The following is a 14,361-nucleotide window of genomic DNA, read 5'->3' on the forward strand; positions in this document are numbered from 1 at the left end:
CGGATCAGTCCTCGTACGCGTCCAGCGGCGGGCACGAGCAGACCAGGTTGCGGTCGCCGTAGGCCTGGTCGATGCGGCGGACCGGCGGCCAGTACTTGTCGGCGGCCGACACCCCGGCCGGGAACACGGCCTCCTCGCGGCTGTAGGCGTGCTCCCACGCGCCGGCGAGGGCACCGGCGGTGTGCGGGGCGCCGCGCAGCGGGTTGTCCTCCGCGGGCCAGGCGCCGGAGCCGACCTTCTCGATCTCCGCGCGGATGGCGATCATCGCCTCGCAGAACCGGTCGAGCTCGGCCAGGTCCTCCGACTCGGTCGGCTCGATCATCAGCGTCCCGGCCACGGGGAACGACATCGTCGGCGCGTGGAAGCCGTAGTCGATCAGCCGCTTGGCCACGTCGTCGACGCTCACGCCGGTCGCCTTGGTCAGCGGACGCAGGTCGATGATGCACTCGTGCGCCACGAGCCCGCCGGGGCCGGTGTAGAGCACCGGGTAATGCGGCTCCAGCCGCTTGGCGATGTAGTTGGCGCTGAGCACGGCCACCTGCGTGGCGCGCTTCAGCCCCTCACCGCCCATGAGCCGGACGTAGGCCCACGAGATGGGCAGGATGCCGGCCGAGCCCCAGGGAGCCGCCGAGATGGGTCCGACGCCCGTCTCGGGACCGGCCTCGGGCTGGAGCGGGTGGTTCGGCAGGTACGGCGCGAGGTGCTCGCGCACCGCCACCGGGCCGACGCCCGGACCGCCGCCGCCGTGCGGGATGCAGAACGTCTTGTGCAGGTTCAGGTGCGAGACGTCGCCGCCGAAGTGCCCGGGCTTGGCGAGGCCGACGAGCGCGTTGAGGTTGGCCCCGTCGACGTAGACCTGGCCGCCCGCTTCGTGCACCTGCGCGCAGATGTCGGCGACGTGCTCCTCGAACACCCCGTGGGTGGACGGGTAGGTGATCATGAGCACGGCCAGCTGGTCGCGGTACTGCTCGATCTTCGCCCGCAGGTCCTCGACGTCGATCTCGCCGTCCTCGGCGGTCTTCACGACGACGACCTTCATGCCGGCCATCACGGCGCTGGCCGCGTTGGTGCCGTGCGCGGACGACGGGATCAGGCAGATGGTGCGCTGCTCGTCGCCGTTGGCGCGGTGGTAGCCGCGGACGGCGAGCAGACCGGCCAGCTCGCCCTGCGAACCGGCGTTGGGCTGCAGGGAGACCTTGTCGTAGCCGGTGACCTCGGCGAGGCGGTCCTCGAGCTCGTGGATCAGGGTGAGGTACCCCGCGGCCTGCTCGGCGGGAGCGAAGGGGTGCAGCTGCCCGAACTCGGGCCAGGTGACCGGCTCCATCTCCGTGGTCGCGTTGAGCTTCATGGTGCAGGAGCCCAGCGGGATCATGCCGCGGTCGAGCGCGTAGTCCCGGTCGGCCAGCTTGCGCAGGTAGCGCAGCATGGCCGTCTCGGAGCGGTGCTGGTGGAAGACGGGGTGGGTCAGGTAGTCGTCGGTGCGCAGCACGGCGGCCGGGAGGACGTCCTCGGCGGCGGCGTCCAGGGTCTCCACACTGCCCTCGACGCCGAAGGCCGCCCACACGGCGCGCAGCTGGGCGCGGGTGGTGGTCTCGTCGCAGGCGACGGAGACGTGGTCGGCGTCGACGAGGCGCAGGTTGACCCCGTTGTCCCGGGCGGCGGCCACGACGTCGGCGGCCCGGCCGGCGACCCGCGCGGTCACGGTGTCGAAGTAGGAGCCGTGCACGACCTCGACGCCGCCGTCCGCGAGCCCGGCGGCGAGGACGGTGGCGTAGCGGTGGGTGCGCTGCGCGATGCCCTTGAGGCCGTCGGGGCCGTGGTAGACGGCGTACATGCCGGCCATGACGGCGAGCAGCACCTGCGCGGTGCAGATGTTGCTGGTGGCCTTCTCCCGGCGGATGTGCTGCTCACGGGTCTGCAGCGCCAGCCGGTAGGCCCGGTTCCCGTCGACGTCGACGGACACGCCGACGAGCCGCCCGGGCAGGCTGCGCGCCATCTTGTCCTGGACGGCCATGTAGCCGGCGTGCGGACCGCCGAAGCCCATGGGGACGCCGAAGCGCTGCGTCGTGCCGACCGCGATGTCCGCACCGAGCTCGCCCGGGGACTTCAGCAGCGTCAGCGCGAGCAGGTCGGCGGCGACGGTGACGAGGGCCCCGAGCTCGTGCGCCTGGTCGATGACGGGCTTGATGTCCCGCACGGCTCCGGAGGCACCCGGGTACTGGATCAGTACGCCGTTGATCTCGCGTTCGGCGATCTCGGCGGGGATGCCGTCACCGAGGTCGGCCACGACGACCTCGACCCCGGCCGGTTCGGCCCGGGTCTCGATGACCGCGATGGTCTGCGGCAGCGCGTCCGCGTCGACCAGGAACAGGCCCTTCTTGTTCTTGCCCAGGCGCCGCGACAGGGCCATGGCCTCGGCGGCCGCGGTGCCCTCGTCGAGCAGCGAGGCGCCCGAGGTCGGCAGTCCGGTCAGGTCGGCGACCATGGTCTGGAAGTTCAGCAGCGCCTCGAGCCGGCCCTGCGAGATCTCCGGCTGGTACGGCGTGTAGGCCGTGTACCAGGACGGGTTCTCCATGACGTTGCGCAGCACGACGGGCGGCGTGTGGGTGCCGTAGTAGCCCAGGCCGATCATCGAACCGAGGACCTGGTTGCGGTCGGCGAGGGAACGCAGCTCGGCGATCACCTCGGCCTCGCTGCGGGCGCCCGGCAGGTCCAGCGCCTCGGCGCTCTTGATCACGGCCGGGACCGCGGCGGCCGTCAGCTCGTCCAGTGAGCCGTAGCCGACGTGGGCCAGCATCTTGGCACAGGCCTCGTGGTCGGGCCCGATGTGACGCTGCTCGAAGGGAACTGCCTCTTCGAGCTCGGAGAGCGGAATGCGGTGGGCGGTCATTGCGGAGGCCTCCTGGTCTGACGCGACCTGCGAGGGGCACCACGGCGCGGGTACCCGGACGGCCTCCCCCTCTGTCATCTCAACCTGAGAGCTTCACCGGATCGCCCGAAGGCGTCCGGCTTTCACCGTCGGTGAGAGCGGAAGCCGTCGACACCCGCCCTGCTTTCCAGAGTGACCTCGTCCGTGCGGTACGTGTGCCTGAGAGATTCCGGGGAGGATTTGCTCCTTCGGCGCCTCCGATGGTGTCTGGAGGACTCTCCCGCACGGGGTCAGCAGCCGCTGTCAGCGTACCAGCGAGGTCAACGCACGAGCCTTCGAGTGGCCGCATCCCCGCTTGTACCGTTTTGTTAGGTCTACAGGTGACTTGCGACCATGTGGAGGGCCCGTGCGTACCGACATCGATCCGCGCAGTCTGATCGGCCGCAAGGCGTTCGACCGCAACGGCACCAGGATCGGCACCATCGACGAGGTGTACCTCGACGACGCCACGGGCGAGCCGGAGTGGGCGGCGATACGCACCGGTCTGTTCAGCAGGGACGCGTTCGTCCCGCTCGAGCCCAGCGAGCTGATCGAGGGCGCGCTGCACGTGCCCTTCGAACGCGCCCTCATCAAGGACGCCCCCGACTTCGGCGTGGGCCGCCACCTCTCCCCGGAGCAGGAACTCCAGCTTTACCACCACTACGGTCTGGACATCGCCGCCCCGCCCCCGCTCCCGGACCGCGACTTCGGCAGGCTGGCGGGCACGGACGAGACGAAGGCCTGAGCAGCGCCCGGCCCGGGCAGCGCCCCCGGGCCCGCCGCCCTACGCCCGCACGGCCCCGGACGGCCGGTCCTCCGGCCCGGCAGCCGCACAGCCCTCCCCCGCGGCCGCTCCACCGCACTCCTCGCCGTCCCGCACCGGCGCGGCCCCGCCACCCTCAAGTCCGCATAACACCAGCGGCAGCGGATCCGCCGGCTCCAGCAGGGGGTCGTCGACACGGAAGGTGCGCACCCGCCCCGGCCCCGAGGCGGGCGTCTCGAACCGGACGGTGACCCGCCCCAGGCCGCTGCCCTGCACCCACCCGTGCCCGAACTCGGCGTGACGCACGTCGTGCCCGGCGGGCCAGCGCCGCTCGGCGGGCGACGGCGGCTGCTCCTCGACCGGTACGGCGGCACGCTCCTCGGCCGGTCCGTCCGTCTCCGCCCGCTCCCCGGCCGCCTGCGCGAACAGGTCCTCCTGCGTGTAGTCGGCGAGACCGGTGACGCCCACTCCGAGCAGCCGCACTCCGCCCGTGGTGTCGACGGAGTCCAGCAGCCGGGCCGCCGCCTCCCTGACCACCGCCGGGTCGTCCGTGGGGCCGCGCAGCGTCTCGGAGCGGGTGAGGGTCGAGAAGTCGTAGCGCCGCACCTTCAGCACGATGGTCCGTCCCGACAGCCCGGCTCCCCGCAGTCTGCGCACGCACCGGTCGGCGAGCCGCTGCACCTCCAGGCCCACCCGGGTCCGATCGTGGATGTCCACGTCGTAGGTGTCCTCCACGGACACCGACTTGGCCTCCCGCTCGGCGACCACGGGCCGGTCGTCCCGGGCGAGGGCCATGGCGTACAGGCCGTGCCCATGGGCCTTCCCCAGCAGCCGGACCAGTTCGTCCTCACCCGCCTCGACGATCTCCCCGACCGTGGTGATGCCGGCCCGCCGCAGGTGGTCGCCCGTCGCCGGGCCCACCCCCGGCAGGATCCGCACGGACATCGGGCCGAGCATCGCCCGCTCGGTCCCCGGCTCGATCACCACCAGGCCGTCCGGCTTGGCCTGCTCGGAGGCGATCTTCGCGAGCATCTTGGAGGCGGCCAGCCCCACCGACCCGGTGAGGCCCGTGGCGGCGCGGATGTCGGCCCGCAGCTGCGCCCCGACCAGCCGCGCGGAGCGCTCGTCCCAGGCCCTTCCCCCGGCCTCCAGATCGACGAACGCCTCGTCCAGACTCAGGGGCTCCACGAGCGGCGACAGGGCCCGCAGCAGCTCCATGACCCGCTCGCTGATGGAGCGGTAGAGCATGAAGCGCGGCACGAGATAGGCGGCGTGGGGCGCCAGCCGCCGGGCCTGCCCCATGGGCATCGCCGAATGCACCCCGAAGACCCGGGCCTCGTACGAGGCGGTCGCCACGACGCCCCGGGGTCCCAGCCCGCCCACGACCACGGCCTTCCCGCGCAGACTCGGTTTGGAGGCCTGCTCCACCGAGGCGAAGAAGGCATCCATGTCGAGATGCAGGATCGTGGGCGCGGTTCTCACATCTCCGATGCTGCCCTACCGCACTGACATTGCCCTGCCCAGGCGCCCCGGGGGCCCGGGACCGCTCAGACCGCGCGGTTGCGCCGCCGGGCCAGCTCGTCCGCCGGGTTGGAGCCGATGAGCGTCTCCCCGGTGTCGACGCGCTCCCCGTGCAGCTGGGACAGGGCGCTCTCCACGTCCCGCCACACGACGCCCACGGCGATCCCGAAGACCCCCTGGCCCCCTTGCAGCAGCGCGTGGACCTCGTCGGGGGAGGTGCACTCGTAGACCGTGGCGCCGTCGCTCATCAGCGTCATCCGCTCCAGGTCGCTGAACCCGCGCTCCCTGAGGTGCTGCACCGCCGTGCGGATGTTCTGCAGCGAGACCCCGGTGTCGAGGAACCGCTTGACGATCTTCAGGACGACCACGTCCCGGAAGCTGTACAGCCGCTGCGTCCCCGACCCGTACGCGGGGCGCACACTCGGCTCCACGAGCCCCGTGCGGGCCCAGTAGTCCAGTTGCCGGTAGGTGATGCCGGCCGCCGCGCAGGCCGTGGGGCCGCGGTAACCGATCTGCTCGGACGCCATGGACGTCGTCCCTCCGCTGCTCGGCACCGCCACGGGTCGCTGCGCAGCGTGGTCGGCCGCACTGTCGGGCTGGGGACACGCCCCGCTCGCGCGGAGCCGTGAGCCGGGGGGAGGGTACGGACCGCTCGCCCTGAGACTGCGCTCGGGGCCGCCCCCGGCCGTACCGCCGCCGCTGCTTCTCACGCCGACCTCCGTCCTTGACCTGCCTTCTCGACGGTAGGCAGTCACCCGGGGTGCGTCAACGATCGCCACACTCGCCACGCCGAGTGATAATCACCCTGAGAGTGGTTTCCCGTGCCCCTCCGCGGGGAAAGGCTAGCCGAATGCCCTCGCGGCGACCGGTATGACGCTCTCACACGCCTCCGGCACATGCGGGCATTTCGCCCGCCGCGCACAGCTGTGCGGATCAGCCTCCGGAAGCCTCACTGGCTGCTGCTGCCGAAGTCCTCCGGGGAGATCTGGTCGAGGAACTCGCGGAACTTCTCGACCTCGTCCTCCTGCTCGTCCGGGATCGCGATGCCGGCGTCGTCGAGCACCGTGTCACTGCCGTAGATCGGCGTGCCCGTGCGCAGCGCGAGCGCTATGGCGTCGGAGGGGCGGGCACTCACCTCGACACCGCTGGCGAAGACCAGCTCCGCGTAGAAGACGCCCTCACGCAGGTCCGTGATGCGCACTTCCGTGAGCTCCTGGCCGACGGCCTCCAGCACGTCCTTGAACAGGTCGTGGGTCAGCGGTCGCGCCGGAGCCATGCCCTGCTGGGCGAAGGCGATCGCCGTCGCCTCCCCCGGTCCGATCCAGATGGGGAGGTAACGGTCGCCTCCCACTTCACGCAGCAGCACGATCGGTTGGTTGGAGGGCATTTCCACCCGGACACCTACGACATCGAGCTCGTTCACACAGCAACCCTAGGCCGTGCCCGGGATGTTTGGGTAGTCGGGCCCGGATCGGGCGCCCTGTCCCGGCCCCGGCGCCCCGCCCGTCAGGGCTGCCGCACGCCGAGCGCCGTCCGTACCAGAGCGGCGTGCAGCTTCACCGTGAGTCCCGCCAGCTCCTTCGTCCGGGCTTCCGCGTGCGCCCTGGTCTGCGGGTTGCGGTGCCGCCTCAGCGGGGCCACCACCTGGTCCACGAGCCCTGCCTCACGGTCGGCGGCGGCCTTCATCGCCCGCAGGTGCCGGGGCTCGATCCCGAACCGCCCCAGCTCTCCGACCAGCTCCGCGACCGTCACTGCCTCGGCGTCGAAGGTCCCGTCCTCCAGTGGAGTGAGCAGCCCGTAGGACTCCCACTCCTGGAGCTCCTGCTCCTCGATGCCGGCGGCGGCGAGCAGCTCGGCACGCCCGATCCGGGCCGCCGTCGGCCCCTCGGGCGTCTCGGGTACCGCCTCCCCGTCGCGCTGACGGCCCACGACGGGCAGCTGGACGGCCTCACCCCGCTCCATGGCCTCCAGGTGCTCCCGGATGACCTTCAGGGGCAGGTAGTGGTCGCGCTGCATCCTCAGGACGTGCCCGAGGCGCTCCACGTCCCGGGCGCTGAACTTGCGGTACCCCGAGGGGGTCCGCTGCGGTTCGATGAGGCCCTCCGACTCCAGGAAGCGGATCTTGGAGACGGTGACCTCGGGGAACTCGTCGCGCAGCACGGTCAGCACCGTGCCGATGCTCATCAGCCCACCACTGTCCGTGGCGGCGGCGCCGTGTCCGGCACCGCCGCTCGGTGTTCGACGCATGGACCTTCCCTGACGGACGGACCTTCACCGGTCCCGGGAGCGGCAGCGGGCTCAGTAGCCCCGCTGGCTCGCGTAGAAGACCAGCCGGTACTTGCCGATCTGCACCTCGTCGCCGTTGTTCAGGGCGACCTGGTCGATCCGCTCGCGGTTGACGTAGGTGCCGTTGAGGCTGCCGACGTCGGCCACCGTGAACGAGCCGTCCTGGGCGCGGCGGAACTCCACGTGCCGCCGGGAGACGGTCACGTCGTCCAGGAAGATGTCGCTCTGCGGGTGCCGCCCGGCCGTCGTCAGATCGCCGTCCAGCAGGAAGCGGCTGCCCGAGTTCGGCCCGCGGCGCACGACCAGGAGCGCGGAGCCCAGCGGCAGCGCGTCCACCGCCGCCTGCGCCTCGGGCGACAGCGTCGGCATCGGCGTCTGGCCGGTGGTCTCGCTGTCGTAGGCCTCGAGGCCGGAGATGGAGATCGTGGACGTCGTCTCGGACGGGCGCTCGGGTACCGCGCCCGCCCGCAGCGGCGCACCGCAGTTCGAGCAGAAGCGGCTGTTCTCCGCGTTGCGGTTGCCGCAGCGCGTACACACCAGGGCCGACATGGGATCCTCCTGCCGCGGCTGCTCACCCGGAGCGTGGGACGCGTACGGGTCGGAGAACCCACCCGCACCTGAGGCTGACGGCTGGCCGAAACCTATTCCGCCGGACCGCGCAGGGTCAACCGACGGCGCGCCCTGGCCACCCGGGACATCGCCGCCCTGGCCGCCGACCTGGTCCCGGAACAGCGGCCGCTGACCCTCCGCGTCAGGCTGTGCGCGATGGCGGGCGGTCGCGTTGTCGCTGCCCTCTCGCGCGCTCTTGCCGAACAACTTCGCAAACAACTTCACGGGCGATTCCCCTTGACCGAAACAGACCCGCCCGTGGGGCAGGACGAACCCTGACTGAACACTCTGGCCGACCCGGACATCCTGACAACGTCCGTCTGCACCAGACAGTTTCCACCACGCACCACCCAATCGGTGCGTCGACCCCCCGCAACCTCATGCCCTCGCCGGACGACGCCCATGCGCCTCCGGCTCACCGCGAGGACGACCGAGCGTAGTCAGGCCGCTTCGCCGCCCGCAAGGCGTCCACGACCACGTCGGTCGACCGCTCGATCGTGACGGTGGCCTGTTCCTTCTCGAGAGTCTGCACCACGCCTCCGGGGATGTTGAGCGCCGGCTCCAGGTCCTGCGGCTTGCCGATGACAAGGAAACGATAGGGCGCGTTGATCTTGTTCCCGTCGACGCTCACTCCCTTGCCCGAGTCGCTGAGGTAGGTGCCGGCGACGACCCGATGGCCGTTCACCTGGATCGCCTCCGCCCCGGCGGCGCGCAGCTCCTGCACCGCGTCGAGCAGCATGTCCGCCTCGACCGTCCCCTTCGCGTCCTGGATCGTCATGGTGATGCCGGGCCCCTGCGCGGCCACCGTGCCCGCCAGGATGCCGAGTTGCCGCTCCTTCTCGACCGTCTGCCTACGGGCCTCCTCGGCCTGGTCGGAGCTGTTCTCCAGCTCGTCGCGCTGCTTCTCGAGGCCCTGCTTCTCGTCTTCAAGACGCTGGGTGCGGTCATCCAGTTCATCGAGGATGCGGACAAGATCTTCCTGACGCGCGCCGCGCAGGGCACTGTCGCTGTCGCTGTTCGAGGCCACCTGCACGGCGAGCCCGAAACCGAGGCCGAACAGCAGCAGCGCGACGATCAGTTGCGCCCGGCTGAGCCGCGGCGGCCACAGCCCCTGCACCAGCCGCTGCCGGCCCGTCAGCCCCGACCCGGCGGCGGCCTGCGGCTGCGGCACCGGTCCGGACTCCGGTGCGCCGTGCGGCGCGGCAGACGTCTCGGACCCGTCCGCGGCAGCGGTCACCTCCTGCGGCAGCTCGCGCCGCAGTCCGTTGCCGGCAGTCTCGCCGTCGTGCTGCTCACCGCGCGCTTGGCGGTGCTTCTCGGTGTGCTGGTCGTCCTGCTCGCTCATCGGCCTCACGCCCGGAACACGTGCCGGCGGATCGCCGCGGCGTTGGAGAAGATGCGGATGCCGAGGACGACCACCACACCGGTGGACAGCTGGGCTCCCACACCCAGCTTGTCGCCCAGGAAGACGATCAGCGCGGCCACGACCACGTTCGACAGGAACGACACGACGAAGACCTTGTCGTCGAAGATGCCGTCGAGCATCGCCCGCAGGCCCCCGAAGACGGCGTCGAGCGCCGCCACGACGGCGATCGGCAGATAAGGCTCGACCACCGCCGGAACCTCAGGCCGGACCAACAGGCCGGCCACGACTCCCACGACGAGGCCCAGTACGGCGATCACGATGTGCCCTTCCCGCTCTTCTCGGTGCTCGGCTGTGCGGTACGCACGGTCACGCTCGGTGCGGCAGGCAGCCGGAGGTCGTCCTCCGCGGAGATGCCTGTCCGGATGCCGTAGCTCTCCTGCAGCACGTTCAGGTAGATCCCGTCCGCGCTGTTCTGGAACCGCGTGCTGAGCCGCTGCCCGTCCCCCACCGCCAGCACCGTGTACGGCGGCACCAGCGGTTTGTTGTCGACCAGTATGGCGTCCCCGGCGGCCCTGATCGCCGACAGTGCCGTCAGCCGCTGCCCGTTGATGGAGATCGCCTCGGCGCCCGACTCCCACAGCCCGTTGACCACACGCTGCATGTCCCGGTCGCGCACCCGGCCCGTGTCGGAGAACCCGGATGTCCCACGGGGATCGCCGTCGCCGCCCGTGCCGGCTTCCTTGGCGTCGTTCACCACGAGCTTCACACCGGGACCGTGCACCGCGACGGCGCCGGACAGGATGCCCACCAGGTCGGATTCGGCGCCGCCGCTGTGCTTCAGCGCCTCGCGCTGCCGCGCGCTCACGTCCGCGCGCAGCTCGTCGACGGCGTCCTCCAGCTCGTCGGCCGCCTCGGTCTCCCGGTCGATGCGGTCGACCAGTTCCTCGCGCTCCTTGGCCACCACCGGGGCTGCCACCCGCGCCTGGGCGGCGCCGACGGTCACGACCAGTGCCGCGAGCACCAGACCCGCCGCCAGGCCGAGCTTGGCACGCAGGGTCTTCGGCATGCCGCCGTCGCCGGCGGCCTTCTTGCGCGCCGCGGCCTCGGCGTAGCCGTCATCGAGGCTGTGGTCCATGACGTTGGTGAGCAACGACATGGAAGCGTCCGGGCGCCGCGGCCGCGCTGGTGTGCTCCGAATGGGGGGTTGCTGCGGCATGCCGCACATCGTCGCACGTCGCGGCCACTACCACCGAACGGCCCCACCGGCGTGCCGGACAGGCCCCGTTGAGGGCACTTGTCCGGCACGCCCGCGTGCGGGCCGTTCCATCCGCCGGTCAGCGACCGGCGCTGTCCACCACCGCGGCCCACTCGTCGAGCAGCGCCTGCGCGGAGGCGTCGTCCGGGCCCTCGGCCCACAGGTGGGTGACGGCCTCTGCCGGGTCGGGCAGCACCATCACCCAGCGGCCGTCGGTCTCCACCACGCGCACCCCGTCCGTGGTGTCCACGAACCGGTCCCCGGCCGCCTCGACGACCCGGCGCATCACCAGGCCCTTGACGGCCCACGGGGTGGCCAGGTCCCGCTTCAGGACGTGCGCCCGCGGGATCCGGGCGTCGATCTGGCTCAGCGTGAGCTGCGTCCGCGCCACCAGTCCGATGAGCCGCACGAAGGCCGCCGTGGCGTCGTACACGCTGCTGAACTCGGGGACGATGAAGCCGCCCTTGCCGTCGCCGCCGAAGATGGTGCCTTCCTCGCCGCCGACCCGCGTGAGGTCGTCGGGGGACGTCGTCGTCCACTCGACCTGCGTGCCGTGGTAAGCGGCCACCTGCTCGGCGATCCGGGTCGTGGTGACCGGGAGCGCGACCCGGCCGCTGCGCCGCTCGGCGGCGACCAGGTCCAGCATCACCAGCAGGGCGCGGTCGTCCTCGATGATGCGGCCCTTCTCGTCGACGAGCGACAGCCGCTCGCCGACCGGGTCGAACCGCACGCCGAACGCGGCACCCGAGGACGCCACGATCTCCCCGAGCCGGACCATGCCCGAGCGCCGGATGTCGGCCGTCTCGGTCGGCCTGGCCTCGTCGAGACCGGGGTTGATCGTCAGCGAGTCGACACCGAGCTTGCCGAGCAGGCTCGGCAGCACGAGGCCGGCGCTTCCGTTGGACGCGTCCACGACGACCTTGAGCCCGGACTCCGCGATCCCGGTCGTGTCGACGTTGCGCAGCAGAGACCCGGTGTACGAGTCGAAGACGCTGGACGGGAAGTGCAGGTCACCGATCTCGCCGGGGAAGGCACGCCGGTACTCCTGGCGCGCGAACACCCGGTCCAGCTTGCGCTGGCTGCCCTGGGAGAGGTCGGCGCCCTGGCTGTCGAAGAACATGATGTCGACGGAGTCCGGCACCCCGGGCGTGGTGCGGATCATGATGCCGCCCGCGCTGCCCCGCGCCGTCTGCTGCCGCGCCACCGGCAGCGGCACGTTCTCCAGGTCCCGTACGTCGATGGCGCTGGCCTGCAGCGCGGAGATCACCGCTCGCTTCAGCGCGCGGGCACCACGGGAGTGGTCGCGCGCGGTCGTGACGGTCGAGCCCTTCTTCAGGGTCGTCGCGTAGGCGCCCGCGAGCCGCACGGCGAGCTCGGGCGTGATCTCCACGTTGAGGATGCCGGACACTCCGCGGGCACCGAACAGGTGCGCCTGGCCGCGGGACTCCCAGATGACCGAGGTGTTGACGAAGGCACCGGCCTCGATGGTCTTGAACGGGTAGACCCGCACATTGCCCTGGACGATCGATTCCTCACCGATCAGGCACTCGTCACCGATGACCGCCCCGTCCTCGATCCGCGCCGCGCGCATGATGTCGGTGTTCTTGCCGATCACGCAGCCGCGCAGATTGCTGTGGGGCCCCACGTACACGTTGTCGTGCACGACGGCCTTGTGGAGGAACGCGCCGCTCTTGACGACGACGTTGGAGCCCACGACGGTGTGCTCCCTGACCTCGGCCCCCGCCTCGACCTTGGCGTAGTCACCGATGTAGGCGGGCCCGCGGAGCACGGCGTCGGGGTGGACCTCGGCCCCCTCGGCGACCCAGACGCCCGGGGAGATCTCGAACCCGTCGATGTCGACGTCGACCTTGCCCTCCAGGACGTCGGCCTGCGCCTTGACGTAGCTCTCGTGCGTGCCGACGTCCTCCCAGTAGCCCTCGGCGACGTAGCCGTAGATCGGCTTGCCTTCCTTCATCAGCTGCGGGAAGACGTCGCCGGACCAGTCGACGGGCACGTCGGGGTCGACGTAGTCGAAGACCTCGGGCTCCATCACGTAGATGCCGGTGTTCACCGTGTCGGAGAAGACCTGGCCCCAGGTGGGCTTCTCGAGGAAGCGCTCCACCTTGCCTTCTTCGTCGACGATGGTGATGCCGAATTCCAGGGGGTTGGGCACACGCGTCAGGCAGACGGTGACCAGCGCACCCTTTTCCTTGTGGAAATTGATGAGCTCGGTGAGGTCGAAATCGGTGAGCGCATCGCCGGAGATGACGAGGAAGGCGTCGTCCTTCAGCGCCTCTTCAGCGTTCTTGACGCTTCCGGCGGTGCCGAGGGGCTTCTCCTCGTTGGCATAGGTGAGCTCCATGCCCAGCTCTTCGCCGTCACCGAAGTAGTTCTTGACGAGCGAGGCCAGGAACTGGACGGTGACGACTGTTTCATTGAGCCCATGCCTTTTGAGCAGCCGCAGCACGTGCTCCATGATCGGGCGGTTGGCCACAGGCAGGAGCGGCTTGGGCATGCTCGAGGTCATGGGACGAAGGCGCGTGCCTTCGCCACCGGCCATCACGACGGCCTTCATGTCGGAAGCGTCCTCCTCGCAGAGACGGGTCCAGCCGACCTCCCCCGCCAGGATCGTCCCGCGCTTTTCCAGCGCGGGCCATCGCGACCGTGCTACCGGAGCAATCAGCGGGGTTCAATCGGCCATGGTGTCCGCACGGACCAGGCGGCGGACTTGTACTACGTAGAGCACTCCTGCCCACCAATAGAGGGTTGTACCCCATCCGGCGAACGCCCATCCGAAAATCGCAGCCAGTGACGAGATCCAGCCACTTCCGTCACTGAGCAGGAGCAGCGGGAAGGCATACATCAGGTTGAACGTGGCGGCCTTGCCCAGGAAGTTCACCTGGGGCGGCGGATAGCCGTGCCGGCGCAGGATGCCCACCATGACGAGCAGCAGCAGCTCGCGCGCCAGCAGGACGGCGGTCAGCCACAGCGGCAGGATCTCGCGCCAGGTGAGGCCCACCAGCGTCGACAGGATGTAGAGCCGGTCGGCCGCGGGGTCGAGGAGCCGGCCCAGGCTGCTGATCTGGTTCCAGTGCCGCGCGAGCTTGCCGTCCAGGTAGTCGCTGACACCGCTCAGAGCGAGCACCAGGAGGGCCCAGCCGTCGCTCTTCGGCCCACCGAACTCGGGGCGCAGGATCAGCCACAGGAAGACGGGAACGCCGACGAGACGCGCCATGCTGAGGATGTTCGGGATGGTGAGCACACGGTCCGTCTGGACGCGAGTCTCCTGAACCTCCACCCGGGGGCCTCCTGTGGGAAACGTGCCAACGATGCACCCTGACCCTACCTCAACGCAAAAAAGCTCCGGCTCTCGGGCTATTAACCCGAGAGCCGGAGCTCAAGAATTGTTCGGCGGCGTCCTACTCTCCCACAGGGTCCCCCCTGCAGTACCATCGGCGCTGTAAGGCTTAGCTTCCGGGTTCGGAATGTAACCGGGCGTTTCCCCTACGCTATAACCACCGAAACACTATGAAACTGTCAGCCGCACCACGCGTGGCAGCATGGGGCTGTTCGTGGTTTCAGAACCAACACAGTGGACGCGAGCAACTGAGGACAAGCCCTCGGCCTATTAGTACCGGTCAACTCCACACGTT

General features: G+C 70.5%; 12 protein-coding genes, 1 rRNA gene and 1 riboswitch. Of the genes, 1 reads left to right on the plus strand and 12 read right to left on the minus strand.

The genetic code is table 11. The features are described 5' to 3' along the window. Positions 1–4: 4 nt before the first annotated feature. Positions 5–2,890 (minus strand): aminomethyl-transferring glycine dehydrogenase, encoded by a 2,886-nt coding sequence (gene gcvP, locus ACH4C6_RS13375; protein ID WP_398108685.1) that lies wholly within the window; start codon positions 2,888–2,890, stop codon positions 5–7. A gap of 176 nt (positions 2,891–3,066) precedes the next feature. Next, a riboswitch (glycine riboswitch) is annotated at positions 3,067–3,162 on the minus strand. A gap of 113 nt (positions 3,163–3,275) precedes the next feature. On the opposite strand from gcvP, the gene ACH4C6_RS13380 reads away from it, so the two are divergent. Further along, positions 3,276–3,653 (plus strand): PRC-barrel domain-containing protein, encoded by a 378-nt coding sequence (locus ACH4C6_RS13380; protein WP_398108686.1) that lies wholly within the window; start codon positions 3,276–3,278, stop codon positions 3,651–3,653. A 39-nt stretch (positions 3,654–3,692) separates the two neighbouring features. Here the strand turns inward: ACH4C6_RS13380 and ACH4C6_RS13385 are convergent, their stop codons facing one another. The 11 genes from ACH4C6_RS13385 to rrf all read right to left on the minus strand — a co-directional run bounded on the left by ACH4C6_RS13385 (position 3,693) and on the right by rrf (position 14,231). Continuing rightward, positions 3,693–5,153: a DNA polymerase IV gene (locus ACH4C6_RS13385; RefSeq protein ID WP_398108687.1), complete on the minus strand. Its 1,461-nt coding sequence runs from the start codon at positions 5,151–5,153 to the stop codon at positions 3,693–3,695. A gap of 65 nt (positions 5,154–5,218) precedes the next feature. After that, complete coding sequence (locus ACH4C6_RS13390) at positions 5,219–5,902, minus strand: MerR family transcriptional regulator (RefSeq protein ID WP_398108688.1); 684 nt, start codon at positions 5,900–5,902, stop codon at positions 5,219–5,221. Between the two features lie 239 nt (positions 5,903–6,141). Then, positions 6,142–6,615 carry a bifunctional nuclease family protein gene (locus ACH4C6_RS13395; RefSeq protein WP_003988851.1) on the minus strand — a complete coding sequence of 158 codons (474 nt, stop codon included), beginning with the start codon at positions 6,613–6,615 and terminating at the stop codon, positions 6,142–6,144. Positions 6,616–6,698: 83 nt separating this feature from the next. After that, the gene (locus ACH4C6_RS13400; protein WP_398108689.1) at positions 6,699–7,439 is read right to left on the minus strand and encodes a MerR family transcriptional regulator; all 741 of its coding nucleotides are present in this window, start codon (positions 7,437–7,439) and stop codon (positions 6,699–6,701) included. A gap of 51 nt (positions 7,440–7,490) precedes the next feature. Further along, the gene (locus tag ACH4C6_RS13405) at positions 7,491–8,441 is read right to left on the minus strand and encodes an FHA domain-containing protein (RefSeq protein WP_398108690.1); all 951 of its coding nucleotides are present in this window, start codon (positions 8,439–8,441) and stop codon (positions 7,491–7,493) included. A gap of 61 nt (positions 8,442–8,502) precedes the next feature. After that, positions 8,503–9,432 carry a DUF881 domain-containing protein gene (locus ACH4C6_RS13410; RefSeq protein WP_398108691.1) on the minus strand — a complete coding sequence of 310 codons (930 nt, stop codon included), beginning with the start codon at positions 9,430–9,432 and terminating at the stop codon, positions 8,503–8,505. 5 nt (positions 9,433–9,437) lie between these two features. After that, positions 9,438–9,770, minus strand: a complete 333-nt coding sequence (locus tag ACH4C6_RS13415) for a small basic family protein (protein ID WP_003988855.1) — start codon at positions 9,768–9,770, stop codon at positions 9,438–9,440. Then, positions 9,767–10,678: a DUF881 domain-containing protein gene (locus ACH4C6_RS13420; RefSeq protein WP_398108692.1), complete on the minus strand. Its 912-nt coding sequence runs from the start codon at positions 10,676–10,678 to the stop codon at positions 9,767–9,769. The genes ACH4C6_RS13415 and ACH4C6_RS13420 overlap by 4 nt, the downstream gene beginning before the upstream one ends. Before the next feature lie 109 nt (positions 10,679–10,787). Further along, the gene (locus ACH4C6_RS13425) at positions 10,788–13,283 is read right to left on the minus strand and encodes a sugar phosphate nucleotidyltransferase (RefSeq protein WP_398108693.1); all 2,496 of its coding nucleotides are present in this window, start codon (positions 13,281–13,283) and stop codon (positions 10,788–10,790) included. 114 nt (positions 13,284–13,397) lie between these two features. Continuing rightward, the gene (locus ACH4C6_RS13430) at positions 13,398–14,006 is read right to left on the minus strand and encodes a CDP-alcohol phosphatidyltransferase family protein (RefSeq protein WP_398108694.1); all 609 of its coding nucleotides are present in this window, start codon (positions 14,004–14,006) and stop codon (positions 13,398–13,400) included. A gap of 108 nt (positions 14,007–14,114) precedes the next feature. Beyond that, positions 14,115–14,231 (minus strand): 5S ribosomal RNA (gene rrf / locus ACH4C6_RS13435). Between the last annotated feature and the right edge of the window lie 130 nt (positions 14,232–14,361).

The organism is Streptomyces sp. NPDC017943 (assembly GCF_044328425.1).
In the GTDB taxonomy this organism is placed as follows: domain Bacteria; phylum Actinomycetota; class Actinomycetes; order Streptomycetales; family Streptomycetaceae; genus Streptomyces; species Streptomyces djakartensis_A.

Bases quoted from the DNA above. Each gene is read 5' to 3' on its own strand.
- gcvP (WP_398108685.1), bottom strand. From the start codon at position 2,890: ATGACCGCCCACCGCATTCCGCTCTCCGAGCTCGAAGAGGCAGTTCCC.
- ACH4C6_RS13400 (WP_398108689.1), bottom strand. From the start codon at position 7,439: ATGCGTCGAACACCGAGCGGCGGTGCCGGACACGGCGCCGCCGCCACG.
- ACH4C6_RS13410 (WP_398108691.1), bottom strand. From the start codon at position 9,432: ATGAGCGAGCAGGACGACCAGCACACCGAGAAGCACCGCCAAGCGCGC.
- ACH4C6_RS13420 (WP_398108692.1), bottom strand. From the start codon at position 10,678: ATGTGCGGCATGCCGCAGCAACCCCCCATTCGGAGCACACCAGCGCGG.
- ACH4C6_RS13425 (WP_398108693.1), bottom strand. From the start codon at position 13,283: ATGAAGGCCGTCGTGATGGCCGGTGGCGAAGGCACGCGCCTTCGTCCC.